Annotated in this window: 23 protein-coding genes; 19 read left to right on the top strand and 4 right to left on the bottom strand. The window is 44.3% G+C overall.

Annotated features, from left to right (window positions below; translation table 11 throughout):
• Positions 1 to 74 precede the first annotated feature (74 nt).
• The gene (rlmN, locus tag P4361_RS08680) at positions 75 to 1,142 is read left to right on the top strand and encodes a 23S rRNA (adenine(2503)-C(2))-methyltransferase RlmN (protein WP_091010025.1); all 1,068 of its coding nucleotides are present in this window, start codon (positions 75 to 77) and stop codon (positions 1,140 to 1,142) included.
• A gap of 164 nt (positions 1,143 to 1,306) precedes the next feature.
• Positions 1,307 to 1,789 carry a hypothetical protein gene (locus P4361_RS08675; protein WP_053356351.1) on the top strand — a complete coding sequence of 161 codons (483 nt, stop codon included), beginning with the start codon at positions 1,307 to 1,309 and terminating at the stop codon, positions 1,787 to 1,789.
• A gap of 50 nt (positions 1,790 to 1,839) precedes the next feature.
• Here the strand turns inward: P4361_RS08675 and P4361_RS08670 are convergent, their stop codons facing one another.
• The 3 genes from P4361_RS08670 to P4361_RS08660 form a co-directional block, all read right to left on the bottom strand.
• Positions 1,840 to 3,741: a PhoX family protein gene (locus tag P4361_RS08670; RefSeq protein ID WP_328089052.1), complete on the bottom strand. Its 1,902-nt coding sequence runs from the start codon at positions 3,739 to 3,741 to the stop codon at positions 1,840 to 1,842.
• Between the two features lie 146 nt (positions 3,742 to 3,887).
• Positions 3,888 to 5,540 (bottom strand): glycosyl hydrolase family 28-related protein, encoded by a 1,653-nt coding sequence (locus tag P4361_RS08665; RefSeq protein ID WP_328089050.1) that lies wholly within the window; start codon positions 5,538 to 5,540, stop codon positions 3,888 to 3,890.
• Positions 5,541 to 5,659: 119 nt separating this feature from the next.
• Positions 5,660 to 5,839, bottom strand: coding sequence for a small acid-soluble spore protein H (locus tag P4361_RS08660; protein ID WP_062238123.1), 180 nt, complete (start codon positions 5,837 to 5,839; stop codon positions 5,660 to 5,662).
• Between the two features lie 699 nt (positions 5,840 to 6,538).
• On the opposite strand from P4361_RS08660, the gene P4361_RS08655 reads away from it, so the two are divergent.
• The 17 genes from P4361_RS08655 to qoxD all read left to right on the top strand — a co-directional run bounded on the left by P4361_RS08655 (position 6,539) and on the right by qoxD (position 23,006).
• Positions 6,539 to 7,735, top strand: coding sequence for a ParM/StbA family protein (locus P4361_RS08655; RefSeq protein WP_062238125.1), 1,197 nt, complete (start codon positions 6,539 to 6,541; stop codon positions 7,733 to 7,735).
• A 32-nt stretch (positions 7,736 to 7,767) separates the two neighbouring features.
• Complete coding sequence (locus tag P4361_RS08650) at positions 7,768 to 8,082, top strand: hypothetical protein (protein ID WP_062238126.1); 315 nt, start codon at positions 7,768 to 7,770, stop codon at positions 8,080 to 8,082.
• A 510-nt stretch (positions 8,083 to 8,592) separates the two neighbouring features.
• On the top strand, positions 8,593 to 8,937 hold the full coding sequence (locus P4361_RS08645; RefSeq protein WP_328089047.1) for a flagellar basal body rod protein: 345 nt from the start codon (positions 8,593 to 8,595) through the stop codon (positions 8,935 to 8,937).
• Positions 8,938 to 8,955: 18 nt separating this feature from the next.
• On the top strand, positions 8,956 to 9,600 hold the full coding sequence (locus P4361_RS08640) for a PspA/IM30 family protein (protein ID WP_062238130.1): 645 nt from the start codon (positions 8,956 to 8,958) through the stop codon (positions 9,598 to 9,600).
• 101 nt (positions 9,601 to 9,701) lie between these two features.
• The gene (liaF, locus tag P4361_RS08635) at positions 9,702 to 10,436 is read left to right on the top strand and encodes a cell wall-active antibiotics response protein LiaF (protein ID WP_328089046.1); all 735 of its coding nucleotides are present in this window, start codon (positions 9,702 to 9,704) and stop codon (positions 10,434 to 10,436) included.
• On the top strand, positions 10,433 to 11,479 hold the full coding sequence (locus P4361_RS08630) for a sensor histidine kinase (protein WP_328089045.1): 1,047 nt from the start codon (positions 10,433 to 10,435) through the stop codon (positions 11,477 to 11,479). The genes liaF and P4361_RS08630 overlap by 4 nt, the downstream gene beginning before the upstream one ends.
• Positions 11,472 to 12,104 carry a response regulator transcription factor gene (locus tag P4361_RS08625; protein WP_053356361.1) on the top strand — a complete coding sequence of 211 codons (633 nt, stop codon included), beginning with the start codon at positions 11,472 to 11,474 and terminating at the stop codon, positions 12,102 to 12,104. Before P4361_RS08630 ends, P4361_RS08625 begins: the two co-directional genes overlap by 8 nt.
• Positions 12,105 to 12,614: 510 nt before the next feature.
• Positions 12,615 to 13,808, top strand: coding sequence for a glycine C-acetyltransferase (locus tag P4361_RS08620; protein ID WP_062238139.1), 1,194 nt, complete (start codon positions 12,615 to 12,617; stop codon positions 13,806 to 13,808).
• Positions 13,809 to 13,841: 33 nt separating this feature from the next.
• Positions 13,842 to 14,804 carry an L-threonine 3-dehydrogenase gene (locus tag P4361_RS08615; RefSeq protein WP_328089044.1) on the top strand — a complete coding sequence of 321 codons (963 nt, stop codon included), beginning with the start codon at positions 13,842 to 13,844 and terminating at the stop codon, positions 14,802 to 14,804.
• Between the two features lie 166 nt (positions 14,805 to 14,970).
• Positions 14,971 to 16,197, top strand: a complete 1,227-nt coding sequence (locus P4361_RS08610; protein ID WP_328089043.1) for a DEAD/DEAH box helicase — start codon at positions 14,971 to 14,973, stop codon at positions 16,195 to 16,197.
• Positions 16,198 to 16,220: 23 nt separating this feature from the next.
• On the top strand, positions 16,221 to 16,895 hold the full coding sequence (locus P4361_RS08605) for a response regulator transcription factor (protein WP_053356365.1): 675 nt from the start codon (positions 16,221 to 16,223) through the stop codon (positions 16,893 to 16,895).
• Entirely contained in the window at positions 16,895 to 18,145 is a 1,251-nt protein-coding gene (locus P4361_RS08600; RefSeq protein WP_328089042.1) for a HAMP domain-containing sensor histidine kinase, read from the top strand. Before P4361_RS08605 ends, P4361_RS08600 begins: the two co-directional genes overlap by 1 nt.
• Before the next feature lie 87 nt (positions 18,146 to 18,232).
• Positions 18,233 to 18,679 (top strand): DUF2231 domain-containing protein, encoded by a 447-nt coding sequence (locus P4361_RS08595; protein WP_062238147.1) that lies wholly within the window; start codon positions 18,233 to 18,235, stop codon positions 18,677 to 18,679.
• A gap of 358 nt (positions 18,680 to 19,037) precedes the next feature.
• Entirely contained in the window at positions 19,038 to 19,988 is a 951-nt protein-coding gene (gene qoxA, locus P4361_RS08590; protein ID WP_062238149.1) for a cytochrome aa3 quinol oxidase subunit II, read from the top strand.
• 18 nt (positions 19,989 to 20,006) lie between these two features.
• Positions 20,007 to 21,950, top strand: coding sequence for a cytochrome aa3 quinol oxidase subunit I (gene qoxB, locus P4361_RS08585; protein WP_265409042.1), 1,944 nt, complete (start codon positions 20,007 to 20,009; stop codon positions 21,948 to 21,950).
• Between the two features lie 14 nt (positions 21,951 to 21,964).
• On the top strand, positions 21,965 to 22,585 hold the full coding sequence (qoxC, locus tag P4361_RS08580) for a cytochrome aa3 quinol oxidase subunit III (RefSeq protein WP_328089040.1): 621 nt from the start codon (positions 21,965 to 21,967) through the stop codon (positions 22,583 to 22,585).
• Positions 22,578 to 23,006 carry a cytochrome aa3 quinol oxidase subunit IV gene (gene qoxD, locus P4361_RS08575; RefSeq protein ID WP_082316082.1) on the top strand — a complete coding sequence of 143 codons (429 nt, stop codon included), beginning with the start codon at positions 22,578 to 22,580 and terminating at the stop codon, positions 23,004 to 23,006. Before qoxC ends, qoxD begins: the two co-directional genes overlap by 8 nt.
• 66 nt (positions 23,007 to 23,072) lie before the next feature.
• Here the strand turns inward: qoxD and P4361_RS08570 are convergent, their stop codons facing one another.
• Positions 23,073 to 23,357, bottom strand: coding sequence for a spore morphogenesis/germination protein YwcE (locus tag P4361_RS08570; RefSeq protein ID WP_053356371.1), 285 nt, complete (start codon positions 23,355 to 23,357; stop codon positions 23,073 to 23,075).
• Positions 23,358 to 23,900 lie beyond the last annotated feature (543 nt).

The following is a 23,900-nucleotide window of genomic DNA, read 5'->3' as shown; positions in this document are numbered from 1 at the left end:
GATAACAGGTGGTTACGAAAAAGTATGCTGTCTTTTGGGGCAGTTCATTATATGTTTTGAAAAGAGGGTAAAAAATGGTAAAGGAATCCATCTATGGATTAACATTTGAACAGCTGGCTGCCTGGCTATTAGAACGGGGCCATAAACCATATCAAGCATCCCTGGTTTGGGAATATCTATATAGAAAACGAGTCACTTCCTTTTCTGAAATGAGCGATGTAAAAAAGGAATGCATCGAAATGCTTTCAGAAAGCTTCGAGTTCCAGACGATGCAGCAGCATGTGAAGCAGGAATCAGAGGATGGCACGATCAAGTTTTTGTTCAAGCTGCGGGACGGTAACTTGATCGAAACGGTATTAATGAAGCACAAATACGGCTTGTCTGTTTGTGTGACGACCCAGGTCGGCTGCAACATTGGCTGCAGTTTCTGTGCGAGCGGTTTATTGGCCAAAAGCCGCGACTTATCGAGCGGTGAGATCGTCGAGCAGATCATGAACGTCCAGCTTCATCTTGATCAAAGAAATCAGGATGAAAAAGTGAGCCATATCGTTGTCATGGGAATTGGAGAGCCATTTGATAACTTTGAAAATATGATTGATTTCATAAAAGTGGTGATTAATCATAAAGGACTCGCGATTGGCGCACGTCATATCACGGTTTCTACAAGCGGACTCGCCAACAAGATTTATGAATTTGCTGACTCTCAGCTACCCGTGAATTTGGCGATCTCCCTTCATGCACCGAATAATGAATTACGGACACGTATCATGAAAATAAACCGGGCGATTCCTATTGAAAAATTAATGGAATCCTTGGATTATTATTTAGAAAAAACAAACAAGAGAATTACGATTGAGTACATTTTATTAAGAGATGTTAATGATCATAAGGAAGAAGCAGAACAACTCGCTGATTTGCTCCAGGATAAAAAGCAAAAGGTCTACGTCAACCTGATTCCGTACAATCCAGTAGACGAACACAGCCAATATCAGCGAAGCGAGGAGGAGTCTGTGCTGACGTTTTACGATACACTGAAAAAACGGGGCATCAACTGCAAAATCCGCCAGGAGCACGGTACTGATATTGATGCCGCATGCGGACAGCTGAGAAGCAAACAGATTAAAAAAGAAAAAGCGCAATAGCGCTGTAAAGAAGACCCGACTTTTGTCGGTCTTCTTTTTATTTGGATTACTTTTCTGCAGTGATTAGTGAGCGGTTGATAGGTCGAATAGTGCACAATACTAGTTATTCATCATATAGTTTTGGGTATAATCTAGAGCAAAGCTTTACATAAAAGGAGATAACCATGATACCTAAAACGATAGAAGAACTAGAAGCCATCCGAACGGAATGTAGAGTGCTGGTTAATAAACGAGCGTCAGCTTCTGCGGCGGCCGCTGTTATCCCGATTCCCGGAGTGGATGTGGGTGCGGACATCACGATCATGATGGAATTGCTCCCGACCATTAATGAGAAGTTCGGCTTGGCGCCCGGCCAGATTGAGAAGATGGATGCAACATTGAAAGGGAAAATCATTGTACTCATTACGTCAGCGGGCAGCCAGTTTGCTGGCAGAGTCGTAACGAAACAGATGATTTCTCTTTTATTAAAAAAGGCAGGTAAACGCATAGCAGTCAAACAGGTCACGAAGTTCGTACCTTTTGTAGGACAGGCTGTAGCGGCCGGTATCAGTTTTGCTGCGATGAAATATCTCGGTAATTCTCATATTGAGGAGTGCTATCAAGTCTGTAAAAAGATGATAGAAGAACAACAGCTGCCAGCACAATAATACAAAGAAAGCCCTATCCCGCATACGGGGTAGGGCTTTTATCATAAAGCTTATTTTGTTTTCAAATCTCCTGATGGAAGTCCTGAGAGGTAGCCGACTCCGCCAGTTTCCTGGATTCCTATGCCTTTTTTCATGGCATCTTCGAGCTTTTCCTTATCTACTGCTGTAATTTGTTTTCCATCCAGATCTTCACCCGGGTGCTGGAAGTTGCTAAGCAAATAGCGGGAAGTCTTCAGCTGATCAACCGCTCGCAAGCCCGTTGCTTCAGCCCCTGCTGGAACAGAAAGTATTCTTGAAAGTTTTTTCGTTTTAACATTATAGGCCCAAACAAAGTTGTTGGTGTGATGCGAGCTGTCTTCACCGATAAATAGCGTGTCCATGTCATTGGAGAAGGTAAGATTATCTGGATTCGCTATTTTATCCGGATTGGCAGTATTGCCGTATGCATCAGATTTTGGAAGATCCTCACCGACAAGGAGACCCTTCATTTTTGAAGGCGCATAGCGGCTATTGATGCTGTGGCTGCTATGGTCTTTTTGATCGGCATTCAAATCTAGTTCAAAGGTTGTTCCAGAGTCAAGAACCGGCATTTGGATGTCATCCTGCACGCCGCTGATATCCTCTTTTTTCATACTTCCGTTTTCATATGAAATGGCGATATAGGCTTTATGGCCAGCCTTATTAACGGCAATTCCCTCCATTTTATTGAACTCAGAAGTTGCACCAAGCAATGCGCCATATCGTCGTGATTCTAGGAATGCTGCAGCCTTTTCCATGCCTGGCTTAACTTTAAGATACTCTACTTTCTTGCTTGCAGCTGTTTTTATCGCTTTAAAGCCAGGAGCAGGTTGAGCCGAAGTTTCAAAGATATCGCTGAATTTCGTGCCTTTATCGATTATTTTCTTTACTTCTTTGTCTGTTGAGTGGCCAAGCTTGATCCACTGCAAGTCTCCTGCGCCGCCGTTATCTGAAGACGTTTGCTTGAATTTTGCCGCATATAGAGTCCCTGCAGAGAAGTCTCTCTTCTGATCGGCGACATACATAAACATCATCGTATTACCGCCGTCATCTCCAAACAATGCTGTTTTTTGATCAGGCATCACCTGCATGATTTCATGGGAAAAACGTCCTGTGCTGTAATGTTTTACCACACTGGTATTGCCGTTGGGGTGAATAGAGATCTCTGGAATCCATCCATAGAAATAAGGATTGGCTTTTGATTTGTCTCCAAAGTAGTGCTGTGCAAAATTGGTGACATCACGATAGGAATCAGAAGAAGAATCTTCGAACGCACGGGCATCCGGTTCATATTCTTCAGATCCAAGGTGAGTTCCCCAATCTGTTGTGGAGCCGTTACAAGGTGTCCATAAACCATTCACATTAGAAAAATCAATTTTCTTGGCATGGTTAACTGTAAGCTTGCCTGTTTTTTTATCTCGGTCGACTTGAGTCAGTGTCATGGATGCAGGAAGTCCTTTAATTTCGTTTCCGGCATTATCCATGGAATCATACTCATAATGAGAAATAATATAATCTTTTCCTGCAATTGTAATAAAACTATTGGAATCCGGTGCGTCAGAAACATAATACGAAGGCTTGTCAGGCACGCTTCGATCAACGATAGGATTGCCTTTTGCATCAATAGGTGTACCTGCAGGAATCTTTTCGCCTTTGTTGTCTACAATTTTATCTTTGGATAGGAATAGCTGATTATAATTTAATGGAGTTTCTTTTACCGTACCGTCTTTGTACGTAATTTTCACTTTTGCCTCTGTATAGGTTCTTACCATGTTTTCAATCGTGCTTGGTGCTTTCATAGATTCGAATTCTATGCTCTTGATTTGATTATGGTTATGGGAAAAGCGATGGTGCTGGTCAGATGAAGCAAAGGCTGGAATGGCGCTTGAGGCCATGATCGCCAAGGATAATCCGATTGAAACTTTTTTCTTCAATATTGTTTCCCCCTTATTGAGTGTTCAGACTCATTAAACCACTTTATTGTTAAGGAGATATGAAGAAAAAGGGGGAAAATATTGGAAAAATGTTAAGAAACGGTTACAAGTCTGAGGAACTTGTCCCATTATTCCTATAAAGCCTGCTACGTATTAACGATTGAAATGGGAGTTTTGTAGCCGAGTGAGTGGAAATCTTCAATTTTTGCGTTGGAATGATCAACGACGAGACCCTTGTTTCCCTTTTCGCAAACAGCTTGAACATCACCGATTCTAATGGACTGTATATTAGATCCGATGTAAACGGCAGTTGGGGCAGAGTTTTGTATTTTCACCTTTCGAATTTCTACCGAGTCTGCCCCATGAGGACCGCCAAATACTTTAATATCGGCCCCTGCCGTTTTAAAATCCCGGATGTTCAGATGATGAAGGATAATGTTCCTTGATCGGTACTGGACCGCAATGACCGGCTCTCCCCGGTAATCATATTCAGAATCTCCGATGACGGTAAAATGGTTGATGGCCACGTTTTTGTAAGCAGAGATCACCATTGCCCGGGGTGTTGAGTCCCTGTATAAAGGAGTCCGAATTGGAGCAACCGCCACGATATGGCTGGCTTTAATATTAAACGCCGTCTTCGATTCAGTATCCGTTTCAACGTGGTGGCCGATATGGCGGAAATTATAAGAACGGTTGTCGTTAATCGAGATATGCCCGATGATCTGTGTGTTGCTCGCGGCTGCAGAATTATGGTGTGCCTTGATCTCCACTCCGCCGAAGCATCGTGTGGTCGAATTGTTAAGAAGCATGACATTTCGAGAGCCATCGTCCACTTCAATCCCGTTGGAGTTCGAGAATCCTTCTTTGTGGGCTCTTCCGCTTGGGTCACACAAATGGCAATTGGAAATGAGGATATTATCGCTGTGATGAGTTGTGATCCCATCATCACCAAAACCATAGCCGTTCAGCTGATCGAGCCAAATATAGCGGCTACTCCTGCGGGCCCGTGTAGCATCTCCGAAATAGGTATACACGGCAGATGATACATCAAAACAATGCAGACCGGGATTGATGCCTTCCACCTCTTTTACCCATCCAAATGATACATGAGCAAACGTGAGGCAGCTAGACTGGTTATTGCCTGAAGCTGTCTTTTTGTTCGGATCCAAACGTTCCACATTCCAGTCCAGGCTCATCCCCTGGACATAAATATGATGGTTGCCTTTCCAGTGGCTGGAGTTGGTCAACAGCTGACGGCTCCTGGGCGCCTTATCATGAAGCTTGATGGTGGTCGCTCCCTTACCCGCACCGATCAGCATTGTATAGGAAGGGAGCCGGATTCCCCGAGTGACATATACACCTGCGGGAACAACAACTTTTACATTGCCGTTTCCTATGGCTTTTTTGAACGCTTCTGTGTCATCGGTGATACCGTCGCCAGCTGCACCGTAATCCCGGACATTTTTCTCTTGTTCGATCTCCCTTTGCAGCTGAATAAATGCCTGATCGAGCTTCTTTTTCCAGTCGGGATAGATGCCTCCCTCTTGATCTGTTACAATTTGCGGGAGCGGTTCTTTGTTTTTATGCCATGCTGTGGAAAGCAAGATCTTCGGAAGACCATGCAGCAGGTTTTTAAAAGAAAAGGATGGAGAATGAGTTGGTTCTGGCAGAGGATTCAGTTCCTGAAATAGGTTGTCTGTCTGGTTCAACAGGCTTTTTAGATCTTCTTTATTCTCAGAAAAAGAAGCAATGAGTTCTTTGTTTTCTTGCGGGTTATGATTTTTATCTAAATGAAGCATTTCGGGATCACCTCAGAATAATCAGCTGTTATTTTCAACATTATGTACTATTCCCGCTCTTATTCCAAGCTTAATCATTCTTCTTCCAAACAAAGAAAATACCCCTGTAAAAGGGGCATTTACTGTTCCATTAAACTGCTGAGAGAAACCTGCTTTTCATTTTCCGGCTGTCCGAGCGGGTAGATTCTGGCCGTTTCTCCTTGCTCGTCAACATGCTGGATGTAAATTGGTACACCATCACATGTAACGTTTGCCATTACCGGGGATGAGGCAATCTCTTGTGCACGCTGTTTGTTCATCGTACGATCCCTCCTTTTCGTCTTTACTATGGGCGGGAAGAGCAGAATTTATACTTTTAGCTAGCGTGCCTTGAAAAATGATTGTGTCAAAATCGGTCTTAATTAGTCGAGCTTATCCGGTTCGATAATAAAAGTTTGGATCATCCTCCTGGGAATGATTTAGACACTTTTTACATGGATGAATGACAGGCATCAATTGTCCATCAAAACAGAAGAAAGAGGCTGCATCAATCAAACAAGAGAGCAATACTCAAATTCGAGGCTGCTTTTATCATTTTTTAGCATTAACATGAAAAAAACACCGCAGATCGGCACCCGATACAACCGCAAACATGTAAACGAAGGGATGAGTCCCACACATCGTTCCTTCTTGGCCGGATAAGCTGGACAATGCCGTAGCGCAGGGCGATATAGCTTACGATATGAACGCCCAAGGGGCTGCAGGAAAGATTCAGAAGGTTCAGTCTGGAGAAATTCTTAAAAAATAGAGGTGTTATTCTAAAATTGTCAAATATTATTAAGCATAAGAGTGTCGGAATCTATCCAAAACGTTCGAAGTTCTATATAGTAGAACTTCAGCCATCTATATTCCAGTGCCTCTATTTTTCAGGAAATATCGATACATAAAGCAGTATATGGCTGAGTAACACCTTGTGTCACCAGGTAGTTTTAGATAAAATAATAGGAGGAATAGATACTATGCAATTTCAATTTTTAGTAGGTAACGATAACGGAAACAGTGAGCATGACATTTATATCGATGGCCGTTTGTTTCAGCAGCCGAACGTAAACTGTGCCGTGGACCAGCTGCCATGGAGTGAAGAACAGGCCCCTGAAACGATTGTACGCAACCTTCAGGAGAACTTAATCGTAACGATTGATTCCCCGGCAGCACGTGCGGGTATGTATTATGTAGGAAAGTTCGCGCTTGAAAGCGGTGAGCTGATCGAAAACATTCAGGTCGGCGTAGATTACAAGTACGAGATTGACCTGCCAATCGTCAACACACTCGCTCAAATCGCAGCAGTAGCGGTACAAAAAGGATTTGCAGAAGAGAAAAAGCTTCCTGCATCCATTGATGTAACGGTTGATATGGCGACTGCGCTGCCGATCACACAGCACTCTGATGAATCAGCAGCTAAATTTGAGAAGCGTTTCATGAACGGCCCTCACCATGTGACGGTTCATGTTGGAAAGCAGCGCGTTACAGTTAAAGTAGAATTTGAGTTTGTAAAAGTTATTCCGGAAGCTACACCAGTAACCTTCTCTCTTCAAAAAGATGAAGACGGCAACTGGAGAAAAGGCGATATTTTTGACCAATTTATTGAAGCGTACGATATGCCGAAGAACTTCAACGGCAGCTTCTTTAAAAACAAAAAAATCCTTCACACAGATATCGGTGATGGTTCTACAGAGTATCCGATCACAGAAGGAAACAAATTTTTGCGCCAGTTCGTGCATGGCACCAACCATGGTGCAGGGTATGCGATCGAGGAAGCACTCAGTGAGTTCAACCGTTTGATCCACCTTCCCGACAGCCCGCGTCAATTTTTCAGTGACGTGATCAAGAACCCGAACCATAAATATCATGCGCGTGCGATGAAAACATTAAAAAGACCGCTTGAGGGACAAGCTCGCCAAATCATCAACAACATCCGCAAGCAGCTTACTAAAGCGAGAAACGAAATCGATTTGATCTGCGTTTATGGAGGCGGAAGCATCTTGATGAATCCGATTCTTTCTCCAATGCTTAAGGAACTTTGTGATGAGCGTGAAATTCAGCTTCTTTACATTCCTGCAAAATATGCAGTGACAATGAATGCAAATGGACTGGATGCATTCGTACGCGGAAAAATTTACGGTGCGATCAAGGATCGTGCGAAACAGCCGGTATAAGTCTCTAATTTAAATGGTAAGGGGGTGTAAAGATGAAGAAACAAAAAAAGCCAGGCGACAATATTTCGTTAAAGACGAAGAAGAATGAAGCCCCCGCCATTATTGACTGGATCAACTCGCAAACGAACTTGATGGACTCGATCCGTTTTTTGGTCGAGAATGAGATCAAAGCGAACGGAGTCCGTAATCTGCAGCAGCATGTCCCCGCAGACCGCGGATTCTCGAACGAGGTTGCGGCAGGACTGCATGGACACGGCTATCAGGAAGAGCCGAAGCATTCTCCGGAGTATGAAGATGTGATCGACGAAGAAGAGATCGATGAGGATGACATCGAATCCTGGACGTAAAAGATAATAGGTTAGTCAAGAAAGCCGGTTTGAGAGGATTACTCTCGAGCCGGTTTTTTTTAAAGACTCTTTTCTAAAAATTGTTGCTTTGGGAACATTTTTGTAAAGAATCTTCATTGACAAGTTGATTGGAGTGTAAGGTGCGAGACTCCTCGAAAATGAATTTCACATTTTCTTCGTGCGATATAACGCTGCCGAAGCCTTCCTTGTCCTGCGGGACTAGCGTGACAGGTGAGACTAGGCAGGCTCCTGCGCCGAGAAAGTAGGCGCTGGCGCTGGTAAGGCTCACCGCACGCCCCCGCGGAAAGCGAGCAGCCTGAAACGGAAATTAGCCACACTCAAGAGCAGCAACGGTTACGAAAACAGCCTAATTAACCCCCCTCCTTTTATTTATAAGCCTATGGATTCTATGAAAATACGCCTCAAGTCGTACCTGAAAATATAGCCGGGGTACATTATAGAAAACCCGGAACGCAGGTAAGCTATAGATATGAAAGGAGGAAACAACAAATGAAGAAATTTGGTTTGTTTGTACTCGGAGGAATTGCAGCGATCACCCTGCTGGCCAACCTTGGTCCAATGATCGGACTCGCGATCGGATTGGTGATTTTATATTTTGCTGTTAAGGGCTTTATGAAGGCAGAAACAACATCGAAGAAAGTATTGTGGGGAGCAGTCGGAGTGATTGCGGCATGTGCAGCCATCTCCAATGTGCCGGCCTTTTTAGGCGTCCTTGCCCTCTATGTCCTGTATCTGGTGTATAAAAGCTTGAACGGCAAGAAAAGCGAAAGAGTATCAGAGGATGATCCATTCGTAAACTTTGAAAACCAATGGGCGGAACTGAAAAGAAATTAATAAAAGGAGAGAATGAACATGAGTACACTTTTTACAAGAATCAAAAATTCCATAGCAGCTGATTTTCACGAGATGCTCGATCAGAAGGAGCAGAAGAATCCGATCTCACTGCTGAACCAATATTTGCGTCAATGTGAACAAGAAACGGACCGTGTGCGAAAACTGGTCGAACGTCAATTTATACTTACTGAAGAATTTACAAAAGAGTACAGAGAAGCAAAGTCACATGCTGAAAAACGAAAGAAGCAGGCGGATTTAGCTCTTCAGGCTGGAGAAAGCGATCTGCATGAGTTCGCAGTCAACGAACAGCAGCGGTATGATGAGCGTGCAGCCCGCCTGAATGATGCTAAATTAGAGGCGAAGCGCGAACTGGAAGCGCTGGAGCAAAAGTTTGAACAGATGAAGCATAAGCTGAAAGATATGTATGTGAAGCGAATGGAGCTGATGGGTCGCGAAAACATCGCCCGAGCCCATCGAGGAATGAATAAAGTTCTGGATGCCGGAGCAGGTTCGAAGCCAGGCCTGAGATTCGACGAAATGGAACGCTATCTAGAGCGGCTGGAGCATCAGGTGAATACGGATTATCACTTCAATACGATCGATGAGCGGTTTGCACAGCTTGAAAAACAATGGAAAAAAGAAGAAAAAACTACGATTTCATAATTTAAAAATGGTATTCTAAAAGGCGTAGGGTACTGCGCCTTTTAGGAAGTGTACCATTAACAAATAAAGAGGAAAAACGAGAGAGATAGAGGGGGTGCACCATGTTTAACGGAAAAAAAACAGATTTGATCAGCTGGCTTCTTTTGATTGGTGTACTGCTTCTTATTCTTGAACTTTCATTTCGCGGAGGGGAATTGATTTTTATTTTTGCCCTCATGGCTGGCTGCATCTATATCGGAAGAAAAAAAATGCCTCGGACAATCGGGAAAGTGCTGTATTGGGGCGGATGGTTTGGATTGATCATCACCCTGCTGAACATGATGGCCTTTAAGTTTGTCATGATTGCGGTCCTTGTTTATCTGGTCATCCAGTTCTATCAATCTAAAAAAAAACCGTCAGTCATTGAGCCGGTCATCCAAAACGAAGAGGATTCCCGGCTGTCCGAGTCACTTTTTACGAAACAGCCGCTGTTTAAAAATATACTGTACGGCCGGCAGCAGACCCCTGACCATGTGTATGAATGGAGTGACATTAACATCCAGTGCGGGATCGGGGACAGTGTCATCGATTTGAGCAACACCGTTTTGCCGGATGGCGAATCAGTCATTGCCATACGGAATCTTGCTGGAAACATTAAAATTCTTGTGCCGTATGAAGCGGCGGTTAGTGTTCATCATTCTGTGCTGGCTGGAAGCACAACAATTTTTCAGCTTCATGAATCGAAAATATTCAATCAGCTTTTTCATTTTCAAACAGAGAACTACCAGGAGGCCCAGCAAAGAATTAAGATCGTTACATCCATGGTGGTCGGGGATCTAGAGGTGAAGCGGACATGAGTATTGTGCTGCGAAGTGTCCTCCTATCCATCGCCGTATCTCTATTGACCGCTATTCTGGTTTTCATTGCTGTGTTCATGGTGAACCCTTTCCCAGACCTGGCTACACTATGGGAACGGCAGCTGTTCGGCCTGCCATTTATACTGGTTGTGCCGGCTGCCAGTTTGGTTCTTGGTGTGTTTTTTGGTTTGCTGCATGGGTTTGCTGTCCGCAGACAGCTCAAACAAGTGGAAGAAGGCCTGCGTGAGATGGAGAACGGCAGGTCCATCTATCCTCCTTTACAAGCACAGGGAACAGAGATGGATGCCCTGTGGAAAAGAATGAAAAGTGTACAGCGCCAGGTTACGGATCAGGCCAGGGCCTCACAAAAGCTGGCGAACGAAAAAGCAGAAGATCAAGAGAAAATCATTCAAGAGATGATCTCGAGAGAACGGCATCGTTTAGCACGTGAGCTGCATGATTCTGTGAGCCAGCAGCTTTTTGCCGCCTCCATGCTGATGTCAGCCATCAATGAGTCAAGGGAAGCTGAAGAAGCTCCTGAAAACAGGCAGCTGAAACTGGTGGAACAAATGATTCACCAGTCGCAGCTTGAGATGAGAGCGCTGCTGCTTCACCTCCGTCCTGCAGCTCTAAAAGGAAAGTCCTTGCAGGAAGGAATTAAAGAACTGTTAGCGGAGCTCGTTCAAAAAGTGCCGATTGAGATTCATGCAAAAATAGAAGAAATGCCGCTCGACAAGGGAGTTGAGGACCACCTGTTCAGGATTCTGCAGGAATCCGTCTCAAACACCCTGAGGCATGCCAAAGCTACCTCTCTTGAAATTCTGCTGATCGAACGGGAAGAATTAATCATTCTTCGCGTAGCTGATAATGGTGTCGGCTTTGCTATGGACGAGGATAAAGCCGGATCCTACGGGCTTCAAAACATGCAGGAACGAGCGCTGGAAATCGGCGGCACGATGAAAGTGGTAAGTCTGCCCGACAAAGGGACGCGGCTGGAAGTAAAAGTACCAGTGATTTCGGTGGAGGATGATAAAAATGATTAAAGTATTGTTTGCGGACGATCATGAAATGGTAAGAATCGGTGTTTCATCCTATCTTTCTGCCCAGTCAGATCTTACGGTGGTTGGTGAGGCCGAGAATGGGAAGAAAGCCGTTGAACTGGCACTGGAGCTGCGCCCTGATGTCATTTTAATGGACTTGGTCATGAATGAGATGGACGGGATTGAAGCGACGAAAAAAATCATTGAGCAATGGCCGGAAGCGAAGATTATCATTGTGACCAGCTTCTTGGATGATGAAAAAGTTTACCCGGCGATAGAAGCAGGAGCGGTAAGCTATATGCTTAAGACCTCAAAAGCGAGTGAGATCGCCGAAGCGGTAAGAGCCACTTATCACGGCCAGTCTGTCTTGGAACCCGAAGTTACAGGCAAGATGATGAACCGTATGCGCCAAAAAAATCATCAACAGCCACATGAAGAGCTCACGAGCCGTGAGCTTGAGGTACTCCTCTTAATGACAGAAGGAAAATCCAATCAGGAAATTGCAGACCAGTTATTCATCGCACAAAAGACCGTTAAAGTACATGTGAGCAACATTTTAAACAAGCTCGATGTACAGGACAGGACCCAAGCCGTCATCTATGCGTTTAAGCATTCACTTGTTCAATGAGTTTTATTATTTCGTATCCGCTGGCCGCTCCATGTTGGGCGGTTTTTTTTATTTTGGCTCTTTTTTTAAAGATTGTTGCTTTGGGGACCTTTTTGTAAACGAGCTTCATTGACAAGTTGATTGGAGTGCAAGGTGCGAGACTCCTGCGGGAGCAGCGGGACAGGTGAGACCCGCAGGCGGATGCGCCGAGAAAGTAGGCGCTGGCGCCGGTAAGGCTCAGCGCACGCCCCGCGGAAAGCGAGCATCCCGAAACGGAAATCAACCACTCCCAAGAGCTACAAAGAAACAGCCTTTATTTTAGAATGAAATACTTCCGAAACGGGAAAGAAATACTAGACAGAGAAGTATGAATTTTGTCCATATGATGTAAACAAACTTAAAATGTGATAAAATATTTTTTAGTGATAGATACTTAATAACATTGAATTATTTCTGAATTTTTGTGTTTTTCTCACGTGTACATTTGTTCAGACTCACATAACATTTTTAAAATTTGAAAGGAGAGTATGTATGTCAAGTAATGTATTGGATCGCTTCCTGCAAGAAAATTTAGGTGATTTAAAAGAAAAAGGGCTTTATAACGTGATTGATCCGCTGCAAAGCGCGAACGGTCCGAAGATCAAAGTGAATGGTAAAGAACTGATCAACCTTTCTTCAAACAATTATCTTGGTTTAGCAACAGATGAGCGTCTTAAGCAAGCTGCCAAACAGGCAATTGACGAATATGGTGTTGGTGCGGGGGCTGTGCGTACCATTAATGGAACGCTTGAACTCCATGTAAAACTTGAAGAAAAATTAGCAGAGTTCAAACATACAGAAGCAGCGATTGCTTACCAATCCGGTTTTAACTGCAATATGGCTGCCATCTCAGCAGTCATGGATAAAAATGACGCGATTCTATCAGATGAACTGAACCATGCGTCCATCATTGACGGCTGCAGACTTTCCAGAGCAAAAATTATCCGTGTCAACCACTCTGACATGGAAGACCTTCGTACAAAAGCGAAGGAAGCAAAGGAATCTGGACTTTACAACAAGATCATGGTCATCACGGACGGTGTGTTCTCCATGGACGGAGACGTTGCCAAGCTTCCAGAGATCGTTGAAATTGCGGAAGAGTTTGATCTTATCACTTATGTAGACGATGCACATGGATCTGGCGTACTCGGCAACGGCGCAGGAACCGTGAAGCATTTCGGATTATCCGATAAAGTGGATTTCCAAATCGGTACGCTCTCTAAAGCAATCGGTGTTGTCGGCGGTTATGTAGCCGGTAAAAAAGACTTGATCGACTGGCTGAAAGTAAGAAGCCGTCCATTCTTGTTCTCTACTTCACTGACTCCAGGAGATGTAGCAGCTTGTACAAAAGCCATTGAAATTTTAACATCAAGCACAGAGCTGCAAGAAAAACTGTGGGACAACAGCAAGTATTTGAAACAAGGCCTTGAGAAGCTGGGCTATGATATCGGAAACAGTGAAACACCAATCACACCTGTTATTGTAGGGGATGAAGTAAAAACTCAGGAGTTCAGCAAAAAGCTGAATGAAGAAGGCGTTTATGCAAAATCCATCGTCTTCCCAACCGTACCAAGAGGCACTGGCCGTGTAAGAAACATGCCAACAGCTGCCCATACGAAGGAAATGCTTGATCAGGCACTTGCCATCTACGAAAAAGTCGGCAAGGAAATGGGAATCATCTCTTAATACAGGAACCGGTATAGATTCGGAGGATGTAACATGAAGAAGATATTGATTACTGGAGCACTCGGGCAGATCGGTTCAGAGCTGGTCATGAAAGCCCGTGATATATATGGCGCGGATAATGTTATTGCGACAGATATCCGTAAGACAGACAGCCCGGTCGTTCAATCCGGACCGTTCGAGATTCTTGATGTAACCGATGCACAGGCGATGGCCGGCATCGCTAAAAAATACAATGCGGATACGGTGGTCCACCTTGCTGCTCTTCTTTCTGCAACTGCAGAAGCGAAGCCACTGCTTGCTTGGAACTTGAACATGGGAGGTCTGGTGAATGCCCTTGAGGTTGCGAGAGAATTGAACTGCCAATTCTTCACACCAAGTTCAATCGGAGCATTCGGTCCTTCTACACCGAAAGACCAGACTCCGCAGGACACGATCCAGCGTCCGACAACGATGTATGGAGTAAACAAAGTGTCCGGCGAGCTTCTTTGTGATTATTACTATCACAAATTTGGCGTAGATACCCGCGGACTGCGTTTCCCTGGATTGATCTCCTATGTGGCACCTCCTGGAGGCGGCACAACGGACTATGCGGTTGAAATTTATTACGAAGCGGTCCGAAAAGGAAGATATACTTCATTTATTGATGCGGGCACATACATGGATATGATGTATATGCCTGATGCGTTAAATGCAATTATTAACTTGATGGAAGCTGATCCGGCGAAACTGGTTCACCGAAACTCATTTAACGTTTCTGCGATGAGCTTTGAGCCGGAACAAATCGCTGCTGCCATCAAAAAGCAGATGCCATCCTTTACGATGGATTATGATGTAGACCCTGTTCGACAGGCGATTGCCGATAGCTGGCCGAATGTCATCGATTCTTCAGCAGCTATAGCGGAATGGGGCTTTAAAGCGGACTATGACTTGGATAAAATGACAGCAGATATGCTGTTGAAGCTGAACGACAAGCTGAATAACAAAGTAGCAAATTAATAGGAAGAAAAAAGGGAGCCTGAATACGGCTCTCTTTTTTAAAAGGTCCATGCTTACTATAGGGGTAATAGACTTGAGAGCCGCTCTCAGCATCAGTTTCAACAAGAAAGAGCATTAATAATATTGCTCTAACCAAGTAATTTAAGAAAAGGAAGGAGACTTGCTTATGGGTGGTTTTGAAGCTTTACAGGTGAATCCTCTGCTCCGGAAAACGTTAGCTGACTATGGGATTGCCCAGCCTACAATGATCCAGGAGCAGACGATCCCGCTGCTGTTAGAAGGAAAAGATGTGATTGCAAAATCCCAGACGGGAACCGGGAAAACGATGGCTTTTGCCGTACCGATGCTGCAGCGGATTGACCAGGAGAATGAAGCTATCCAAGCACTGATCGTGACGCCGACAAGAGAACTTGCTATCCAGGTGGCGGAAGAAGTAAAAAAGCTGAGCAGTTCAATGGGAATTGATGTCCTGTCCGTTTATGGGGGACAAGATGTTATTCAGCAAATGCATAAACTCGGCGGTAAGGTGCAGGTTGTCATCGCCACACCAGGGCGTTTGCTGGACCATGTAAGACGAGGAACCATTGATCTGTCACACGTCTCCATGCTGGTTTTAGATGAGGCGGATCAGATGCTTCATATCGGATTTTTGCAGGATGTTGAAGAAATTATTGATCAGACACCAGAAGAGAACCGGCAGATGATGCTTTTTTCCGCAACGATGCCTTCTGAAATTGTAAAGCTTGCAGGAACGTATATGAAAGATCCAGCAGAGATTACGGTAAAGAAGACACAAATCACCTTAAAAGAAATCAGACAACGGGTTATTGAGACGACAGACCGCTCAAAGCAGGATGACTTGAAGCTGCTTCTGGAGCTGCACCGTCCGTATCTTGCTATTATTTTTTGCCGGACGAAGCGTCGGGTAAGCAAATTGAATGAAGCTTTGAAGGAAGCGGGATATCAGGCAGACGAACTGCATGGCGATCTCACCCAGGCTAAACGGGAAGCGGTAATGCATGCCTTCCGGCAGGGAGAAATCCGCTACCTGATCGCTACAGATGTTGCGGCAAGGGGCCTGGATGTTGAAGGTGTGACCCATGTCATCAATTACGATATTCCTCAAGATACAGAAAGTTATATCCACCGTATCGGACGAACGGGACGAGCCGGCAGCAAAGGGCTTGCCGTAACGATGGTTGCGGCAAAAGACCGCAATTATTTAGAGTTGATTGAAAAAGGAATTAAGCAGAAGATACAAAAACAGCGGCTGGAAATACCGAAAAAAAAGAAGGAGGGAAGCCGCTCTGAAACGAATGACAAGATGCAGAGCCGCCGTGCGGGTGCAAGACAGCAGTATCAGAAAAGCAGCAGAAAGCCACGGAGGCGCTGACAACCGTACAGGAGAAGGATCGCATGAAAATTTTACTGGCTGAAGACGATCGCCGTCTCGCACGGTTAATCATGAGGATGCTGGAAAACGAAGGGTACAGGTTGGTTCTGTGTGAAGATGGTGACACGGCATTTGATCGTGCGCTTGAAGAACCGTTTGATATCATAATCCTCGATTGGATGCTGCCAAAAAAAGAAGGTGTCTCTGTCAGCAGGGAGCTCCGGAAAGAAGGCTATCAGGGGGCCATTCTGATGCTGACGGCAAGGGATCAAGTGGATGACCTTGTTCAAGGATTTGATGCGGGGGTCGATGATTACCTTTCCAAGCCGTTTGAATTCAAAGAGCTTTTTGCGCGGATTACGGCTTTAGGGCGAAGAAGAAGTTTTTTATATGAAGATAACTGGGTGATGATCGGTGACCTGCAGCTTGATGTACAGCACCATATGCTTAAACGGGGCGATGAAGAAATTCAGCTGACGCCAAAAGAATTTCAGCTGCTCGTCCTGTTTGCCCGCCATAAGAATCAGGTGCTGACAAGGGAAAGCATCCTTCAGCATGTGTGGGGAGCGGACAGCGATGTGACGATGAACACGCTTGAAGCCTTCATTAAACTGCTGAGGAAAAAGCTGGATCCATCTGGAGAGAAAAAATACATTCAGACCGTCCGAGGCATCGGGTATCGAATGGAGAAAGAATAATGCTGAATCATCTTAGAAAGAAACTCACATGGAACTACAGCAGCTGGTTTTTTGTAACTCTCCTTATCGTCTTGGCCGTTCTTTATTTATTGGTAAAAAGCATGCTGTTTGAGACAGCAAATGAAGACATTCAGGACATCCTGCACTATGAACTGGCGAAATACAAGGATCAGGACGATACTCTTGAAAGAAAAGAGACCTCGCGATCGCTGTATTTTACTGAAACCGTGCAAAAGTTTCCTCATAGAGCAGCCGTACAGCCAAAAGGCAAGGAAGCCCAAGCTTTTCGCGCATTTGTCCGAGGTCAGAAGTGCTGCCGCTCAGAAGGGCAGTTAGAGAGCTTAAGCATGCATTCGAGGGACGAGATGCACATCATTTATGCCAGTGCTCGCATCGACAAAAATACCATGCTTTTTGTAGGAAAGAATATTAGCAGCATTCATGAAAAAATTGAGCATTGGTTCTTTTCCCTTGCCTTAATCGGGCTGGCCGCATTAATTATTTCCGTTATTATGGGAGATCGGCTGGCAAGAAAAGCGATGAAGCCGATCATTCAGAATATTGAAGGAAAAAAAAAGTTTATTGCTGACGCTTCCCATGAACTTCGAACGCCTATCAGTATTTTTTCTGCCTCTCTTGAGGTTTTGGAACAGGAAGAAAAAGATAAACTTTCACCTTTTTCTCAGGAAACGTTGAATGAATTGAAGGATGAGATCCGCCATATGAACGGGCTTGTCGCCAATCTACTTACACTGGCTAAAGAGGATGCAGGGCAAACTAAGATGAACAAGGCATCCTTTTCGTTTGCAGATCTGGCTGAAAAGGTCATCCATCAGTATGAGCGGCTGCATGAGGGTAAAAGGCTGTTTGTCTTAAATATGCCTGATGACAAAATCCTGGTAGAGGCTGACCGGGTAAGAATAAAAGAACTGCTTCATATCCTCCTTGATAATGCCTCCAAATATTCAGATCCAGAGTCTTCTATATACATGACGGTTGAGAAGGAAGAAGGAAGAATCCTGAGCTTTACGGTTGAAGATAAAGGAGCAGGAATTCCAACAGAAGAAATTCCTTATCTTTTTGACCGTTTTTACCGGGTGGAGAAAGGGCGTTCCCGGCAGGCTGGGGGTGCGGGTCTTGGATTGTCCATTGCAAAGGTGATAACAGACCTTCATCATGGGACGATTGGGGCTGAAAGCGAGCTGGGAAAAGGTACGGCATTTACAGTGAAGCTGCCTATTTTATCGTAAAACTTTTGAGGAACTTCCGTTTTTTCAGCTAAAATTCAGTTTCTACTTTTATCATTAGTTTACGAATACTAAAAGGAGCTGACCAGTATGTTATCTACACCGCTTCATCCTGTGCTTGTACATTTTCCGATTGCGCTGCTGATCATTGGAGTTTTGGCGCAGATTATTGCGATATGGAAGAAACCATTTTTTGATCAAATGGCGCTGTACTTGTTTTCTTCAGGTTTTGTTATGGGAATTGTAGCCTACATTTCCGGTGACGGAGCTGAACACTTCCTAAGAAAACAGGTAGGGCACAGCATCGAGAGTGGCGTTCAACCGCATGAGACGTATGCGCTCATCACCCTTTTCATATTTGGGGCAGTTATACTGCTTAAATTGCTCCATCGCTTTCGCCTGATTCCGCCACTAATGCCGATCGTGCTTATTCTCTCTCTTGCAGGAGCAGTAACGCTTTCGATTACAGGCCATTATGGAGGAAAGATGGTCTATCATCCGGAATCGATAAAAACAACGTCGAACCATGAAGAATAAACGTTCCATGTGAAACATTTGTCATGATTTTAATTTAATCTTTAAACTTTGTTTAAGCTGTCCTTTTAAAGGAAATAAAGAATTTAGAACGGTAAAAAAGTCGCCGAACAGGCGGCTTTTTCATTTCGTACAGGGATAAATCGTGAAATGGAAGAGCAAGAAGTAAATTCCAAAAATATGAACATTCTTTGATAAATATGTGATAAACTAGTGAAATTTACATGAAGAACTTATGACAGTTCATAAAAGATGGTCTATTTTTGGGGGAAATTTGTTATTATGTGAACGAAAGCACAAACTTAGTAAGTTTACAGTGAGAAATCTCACATATATGTTTACAGGAAGGAAGGTGGGCCTAGTGTTTAAGCGGTTAAGACCGTTTTTTGCGTTAGGACTTATGCTGTCCGTATTTTTCTTGGGCGGTTGCAGCAATTATATAGTTCTAGATCCGAAAGGACCTGTTGCGGCTCAGCAGAAGGATCTTATTCTTTATTCTATAGGATTCATGGCACTTATTCTACTTGTAGTGTATATCCTGCTCACGGTGATTGTTGTTAAATACCGTGAAAACAGAAAAGATATGTCCAACTGGGAACCTGAACAAGAGGGAAGCAAGAAATTAGAGATACTCTGGACGGTTATCCCGATTCTTATTACAATCGCTTTGTCTATTCCGACGATTAAGACCATTTATGATCTTGAGAAACCGCCGCAGGCTTCTGCGCACCAAGAACCGATCGTCATTACGGCGACGGCAGTTGACTGGAAATGGATTTTCTCTTATCCGGAGCAAGGCATTGAAACCGTCAACTACATTAATATCCCGGAAGACCGGACGGTGGAATTCAAGCTGACTTCAGCAGATTCCATGTCGTCATTCTGGGTTCCTGCACTTGGGGGTCAAAAGTACGCGATGCCAGGTATGGAAACAACGCTTTATCTGCAGGCGGATCATAAAGGCAAATTTGCAGGTCGAAATGCAAACTATAATGGTGAAGGATTCACCCACCAGATTTTTGATGTGAATTCTGTTTCACAGACTGATTTTGACAAATGGGCAAAAGATACGAAGAGCAAGGCGCCTGAGTTGTCTAAAAAGCAGTATGATCAGTTAATGCTTCAAGGCGAAGCCAAGAAGATGACATTCTCATCCACACATTTAAAATGGGTAGATCACGCTAAAGATAGAGACTATGCAGTGAAGACCCGTGAACGCTTAGGAGTAGTTCCGCAAAACCCGCACGGTTCAAAAGCGAAAGATGCGAACAAGCCGGAACAAGACTCTCATGGGGAATCTCATTCTCATTAATAGAGGAGGCACTAAATTATGAAATGGGATGAATTTTTTGTTACCGGTGACCCGCTGATTTACGGTGCGGACGTTTCCATCGGTTTAACAGTAATCGGACTTCTATTTTATCTGACATATTTTAAAAAATGGCAGTGGCTTTGGAAAGAATGGCTCACTACCGTTGACCATAAAAAGTTAGGAATCATGTACATCGCTTCTGCGGTTCTTATGCTATTCCGCGGTGGTGTCGATGCATTGCTAATGCGTACACAGCTTGCTGTACCGGATGCGAAATTCCTTGATGCCCAGCACTATAACGAAATCTTTACAACACACGGTACGATCATGATCATCTTCATGGCGATGCCGTTCTTGATTGGTTTGATCAACGTAGTTATCCCGCTTCAAATTGGAGCACGTGACGTTGCATTCCCTTATTTGAATGCCGTAAGTTTCTGGACGTTCTTTATCGGAGCAATGCTCTTTAACATCTCGTTCGTTATCGGTGGATCACCATCTGCTGGTTGGACAAGCTACATGCCGCTTGCCGGCAATGAGTTAAGTCCTGGACCAGGGCAGAACTACTACTTGCTCGGTCTTCAGATCTCCGGGATTGGTACCCTGTTAACGGGTATTAACTTCCTGGTAACGATTTTAAAAATGCGAGCGCCAGGCATGACATTGTTCAGAATGCCAATGTTCACTTGGTCTGCACTCATTACTATGGTCATCATCGTGTTCGCGTTCCCTATTCTTACAGTAGCGCTTGCACTTATGACATTTGACCGTTTATTCGGAGCTCATTTCTTCACGCTTCAAGGAGCGGGGATGGATATGCTATGGGCGAACTTGTTCTGGCTTTGGGGCCACCCGGAAGTATACATCGTTATCCTTCCTGCATTCGGTTTGTTCTCAGAGATTATCAGTACATTTGCCCGCAAGGTGCTTTTCGGTTACAAAGCGATGGTATGGGCGATGGTCCTTATCGCAGCATACAGCTTCCTGGTTTGGGTCCATCACTTCTTCACAATGGGCTCAGGAGCAGCAGTTAACACTGCATTCTCGATCAGTACCATGCTGATTGGTATTCCGACCGGTATTAAGATCTTTAACTGGTTGTTTACGATGTACAAAGGTAGGATCTCATTTACGACACCAATGCTTTGGGCACTAGGATTTATCGTAAACTTTGTTGTCGGTGGAGTAACGGGTGTCATGCTTGCGATGGCTGCAGCTGACTACCAGTACCATAACACGTACTTCCTTGTATCTCACTTCCACTATGTATTGATCGCCGGAACAGTCTTTGGGTGTTTCGCAGGACTTGTATTCTGGTATCCGAAAATGTTCGGCTACAAGCTGAATGAACGTATTGGTAAATGGGTATTCTGGTTGTTCATGATCGGATTTAACGTATGTTTCTTCCCGCAGTATTTCCTGGGCCTTGATGGAATGCCTCGCCGTGTTTACACGTACAGCGCAGCATCAGGCTGGGGAGATCTTAATATGGTCTCTACTGTAGGAGCGTTCGTGATGGGTATCGGATTCCTTGCCCTTGTTTATAACATCTACTACAGCTTCCGTTACTCAGAGCGTGAAAACACTGGTGACTCTTGGGGTCTTGGACGTACACTTGAGTGGGCAACAACGTCAGCTGTACCGCCGCACTATAACTTTGCGGTTACTCCAACTGTAAAAGGTTTGGATCCGGTTGAGACTATGCGACATGAAAACCATGATGTAACACCAAAACTCGCTGATATTAAACCGATTCATATGCCTGATAACTCAGGAGTACCATTTGCTATGGCGTCCTGCTTCTTCGTTGCAGGTTTCGGATTAGTGTTCGAATGGTACTGGATGGGGATTGTCGGATTGATCGGCGTATTCATTACCCTAATCATCCGCTCATTTGATAAAAATGAAGGTTACTATGTAAGTGTTGAAGAAATAAAAGAAACTGAACGGATTACCGTTTAAAGGAGGCGTGAACAATGGCACATGCAGAAGTACACGATCATAACACGCCTTTAGAATATCAATCAGAAACCGGGCGCTTGAATATTCTCGGTTTCTGGATATTCCTTGGGGCGGAAATTGCGTTGTTCTCTACGTTGTTTGCAACCTATCTCACTCTGATGTACAGAACTGGAGATGGACCTACACCACATGAGCTCTTTGAACTCAAAGGTGTATTGATTGAAACATTCCTGCTGTTGACCAGTAGTTTTACATGCGGTATTGCGATTCATGAAATGCGCAAACGCAACAGAAAAGGACTATTTGTCTGGATGATCATCACGCTCGCACTTGGGGCAGGATTCCTGGGCTATGAAATCTACGAGTTCGTCACTTACGTACATGAAGGTGCTGCATTAGGAACAAGCGCGTTCTGGTCTGCGTTCTTCGTTATCGTAGGAACACACGGACTTCACGTAACAATGGGTATTGCATGGATTATCTTAATCTTGATACAGGTGGCAAGACGAGGATTAACGCCTCAGACGTCAGCGAAAGTCTTTATCTCAAGTTTATATTGGCACTTTCTTGATGTTGTGTGGATCTTTATCTTCACTGCCGTGTATTTGACAGGGATGGTGTTGCACAATGGCTAATCCACAAAATCAAGCTGTATCAAACGAACATGGCGGCATACCTTGGAAACACGTGGTTGGTTATATCCTGTCCATCGTTCTTACTGCATTAGCTCTATGGGTAACATTTAAAACAGGCTTTTCTAAACAAACCATTCTTATTATCATCTTTATCTTTGCGTTCTTGCAAGCGGCTCTTCAGCTTCTCATGTTCATGCATATGACAGAGAGCTCCGAAAAGAGCAGCTCGCTTACCGGCAAAACCCAGACAGGAAACATCTTGTTTGCTGCATTCATCGCGATCGTTATCGTTGCAGGTACTGTATGGGTTATGTGGGCGGGCCATGCTAAGCATGACCATCATAAAATGGAAATGGATCATGGCAAGACGGAGATGGATGGCCATAAGATGGATAAAGACATGGAAGGTATGGATCACTAAATCTTCCTATAGAAGCACAAAGAAAGCTCCTTGCAGAATTCCTGCAAGGAGCTTTTTTATGATTACTTATTTAGATTCACGGTAAATTTTACGTCGTTCTCTTTCACGACGGATAAACGGGATCGCATAGATTTTGAAAGCTGCAACATGAGCAAATACCACGTTGGCTACAAACACGATATTGAACAGCAGATGAGCCAGCGGATTCAAATCTCCTGCCAAGAAAAGCGCGACATAGAGCCACATGATCGCGATAAACGGAATCTGCCATAAAGCAAGCTTTCTATGATCGTGCCATAGGAATAGCGGAGTAGCCGTGGCCACGAATAGATATACAACATACACATCCATTACAATCAACTCCTTAAGTAGATGACAGCGTTTGCAATTGTGACGAAGTTAGGTCTGTTTTGTGAACATTTTGTTACATTTAGTATACCACGTTTTCAAAAATATACTACAGAAAATTTAGAAAATAGGACTATTTTCTATAAAAAATTCCAGATATACAGTTAGTTTGTAAGCTTTGATGACGTGTGGCATAAATGTTTCGGGTTTTTATGGTTGAGAAGAAGTCTGAATACTTAGTTAGATTTTGAGTTAGAATCAATAACTGGTCCTTTTGGTTCAATTATCTCCTTCTTTCGTTCAATTATTCTCTCATTTGGTTCAAAAACGACAAAAGAGACGCTTTTCCTTATAAAAAAGGGGCTGTCCAAGAAGTCTGTAAGCTGTTGATTTCCGTTCCAGGCTGCTCGCTTTCCGCGGGGCGTGCGGTGAGCCTCTTGGTGCAAGCACCGGCGGGAGTCTCACCTGTCACGCTAGTCCCGCAGGACAAGGAACGCTGCGGCAGCGGTGCATCGCACGAAGAAAATGTGATTTTCATTTTCGAGG

The sequence above is a fragment of the Fictibacillus sp. B-59209 genome (genome assembly GCF_036216745.1).
Lineage (GTDB): Bacteria > Bacillota > Bacilli > Bacillales > Fictibacillaceae > Fictibacillus_C > Fictibacillus_C marinisediminis.
The sequence above is the reverse complement of the archived record's forward strand: the minus strand, read 5'-3'. Positions and strand labels throughout refer to the sequence as shown.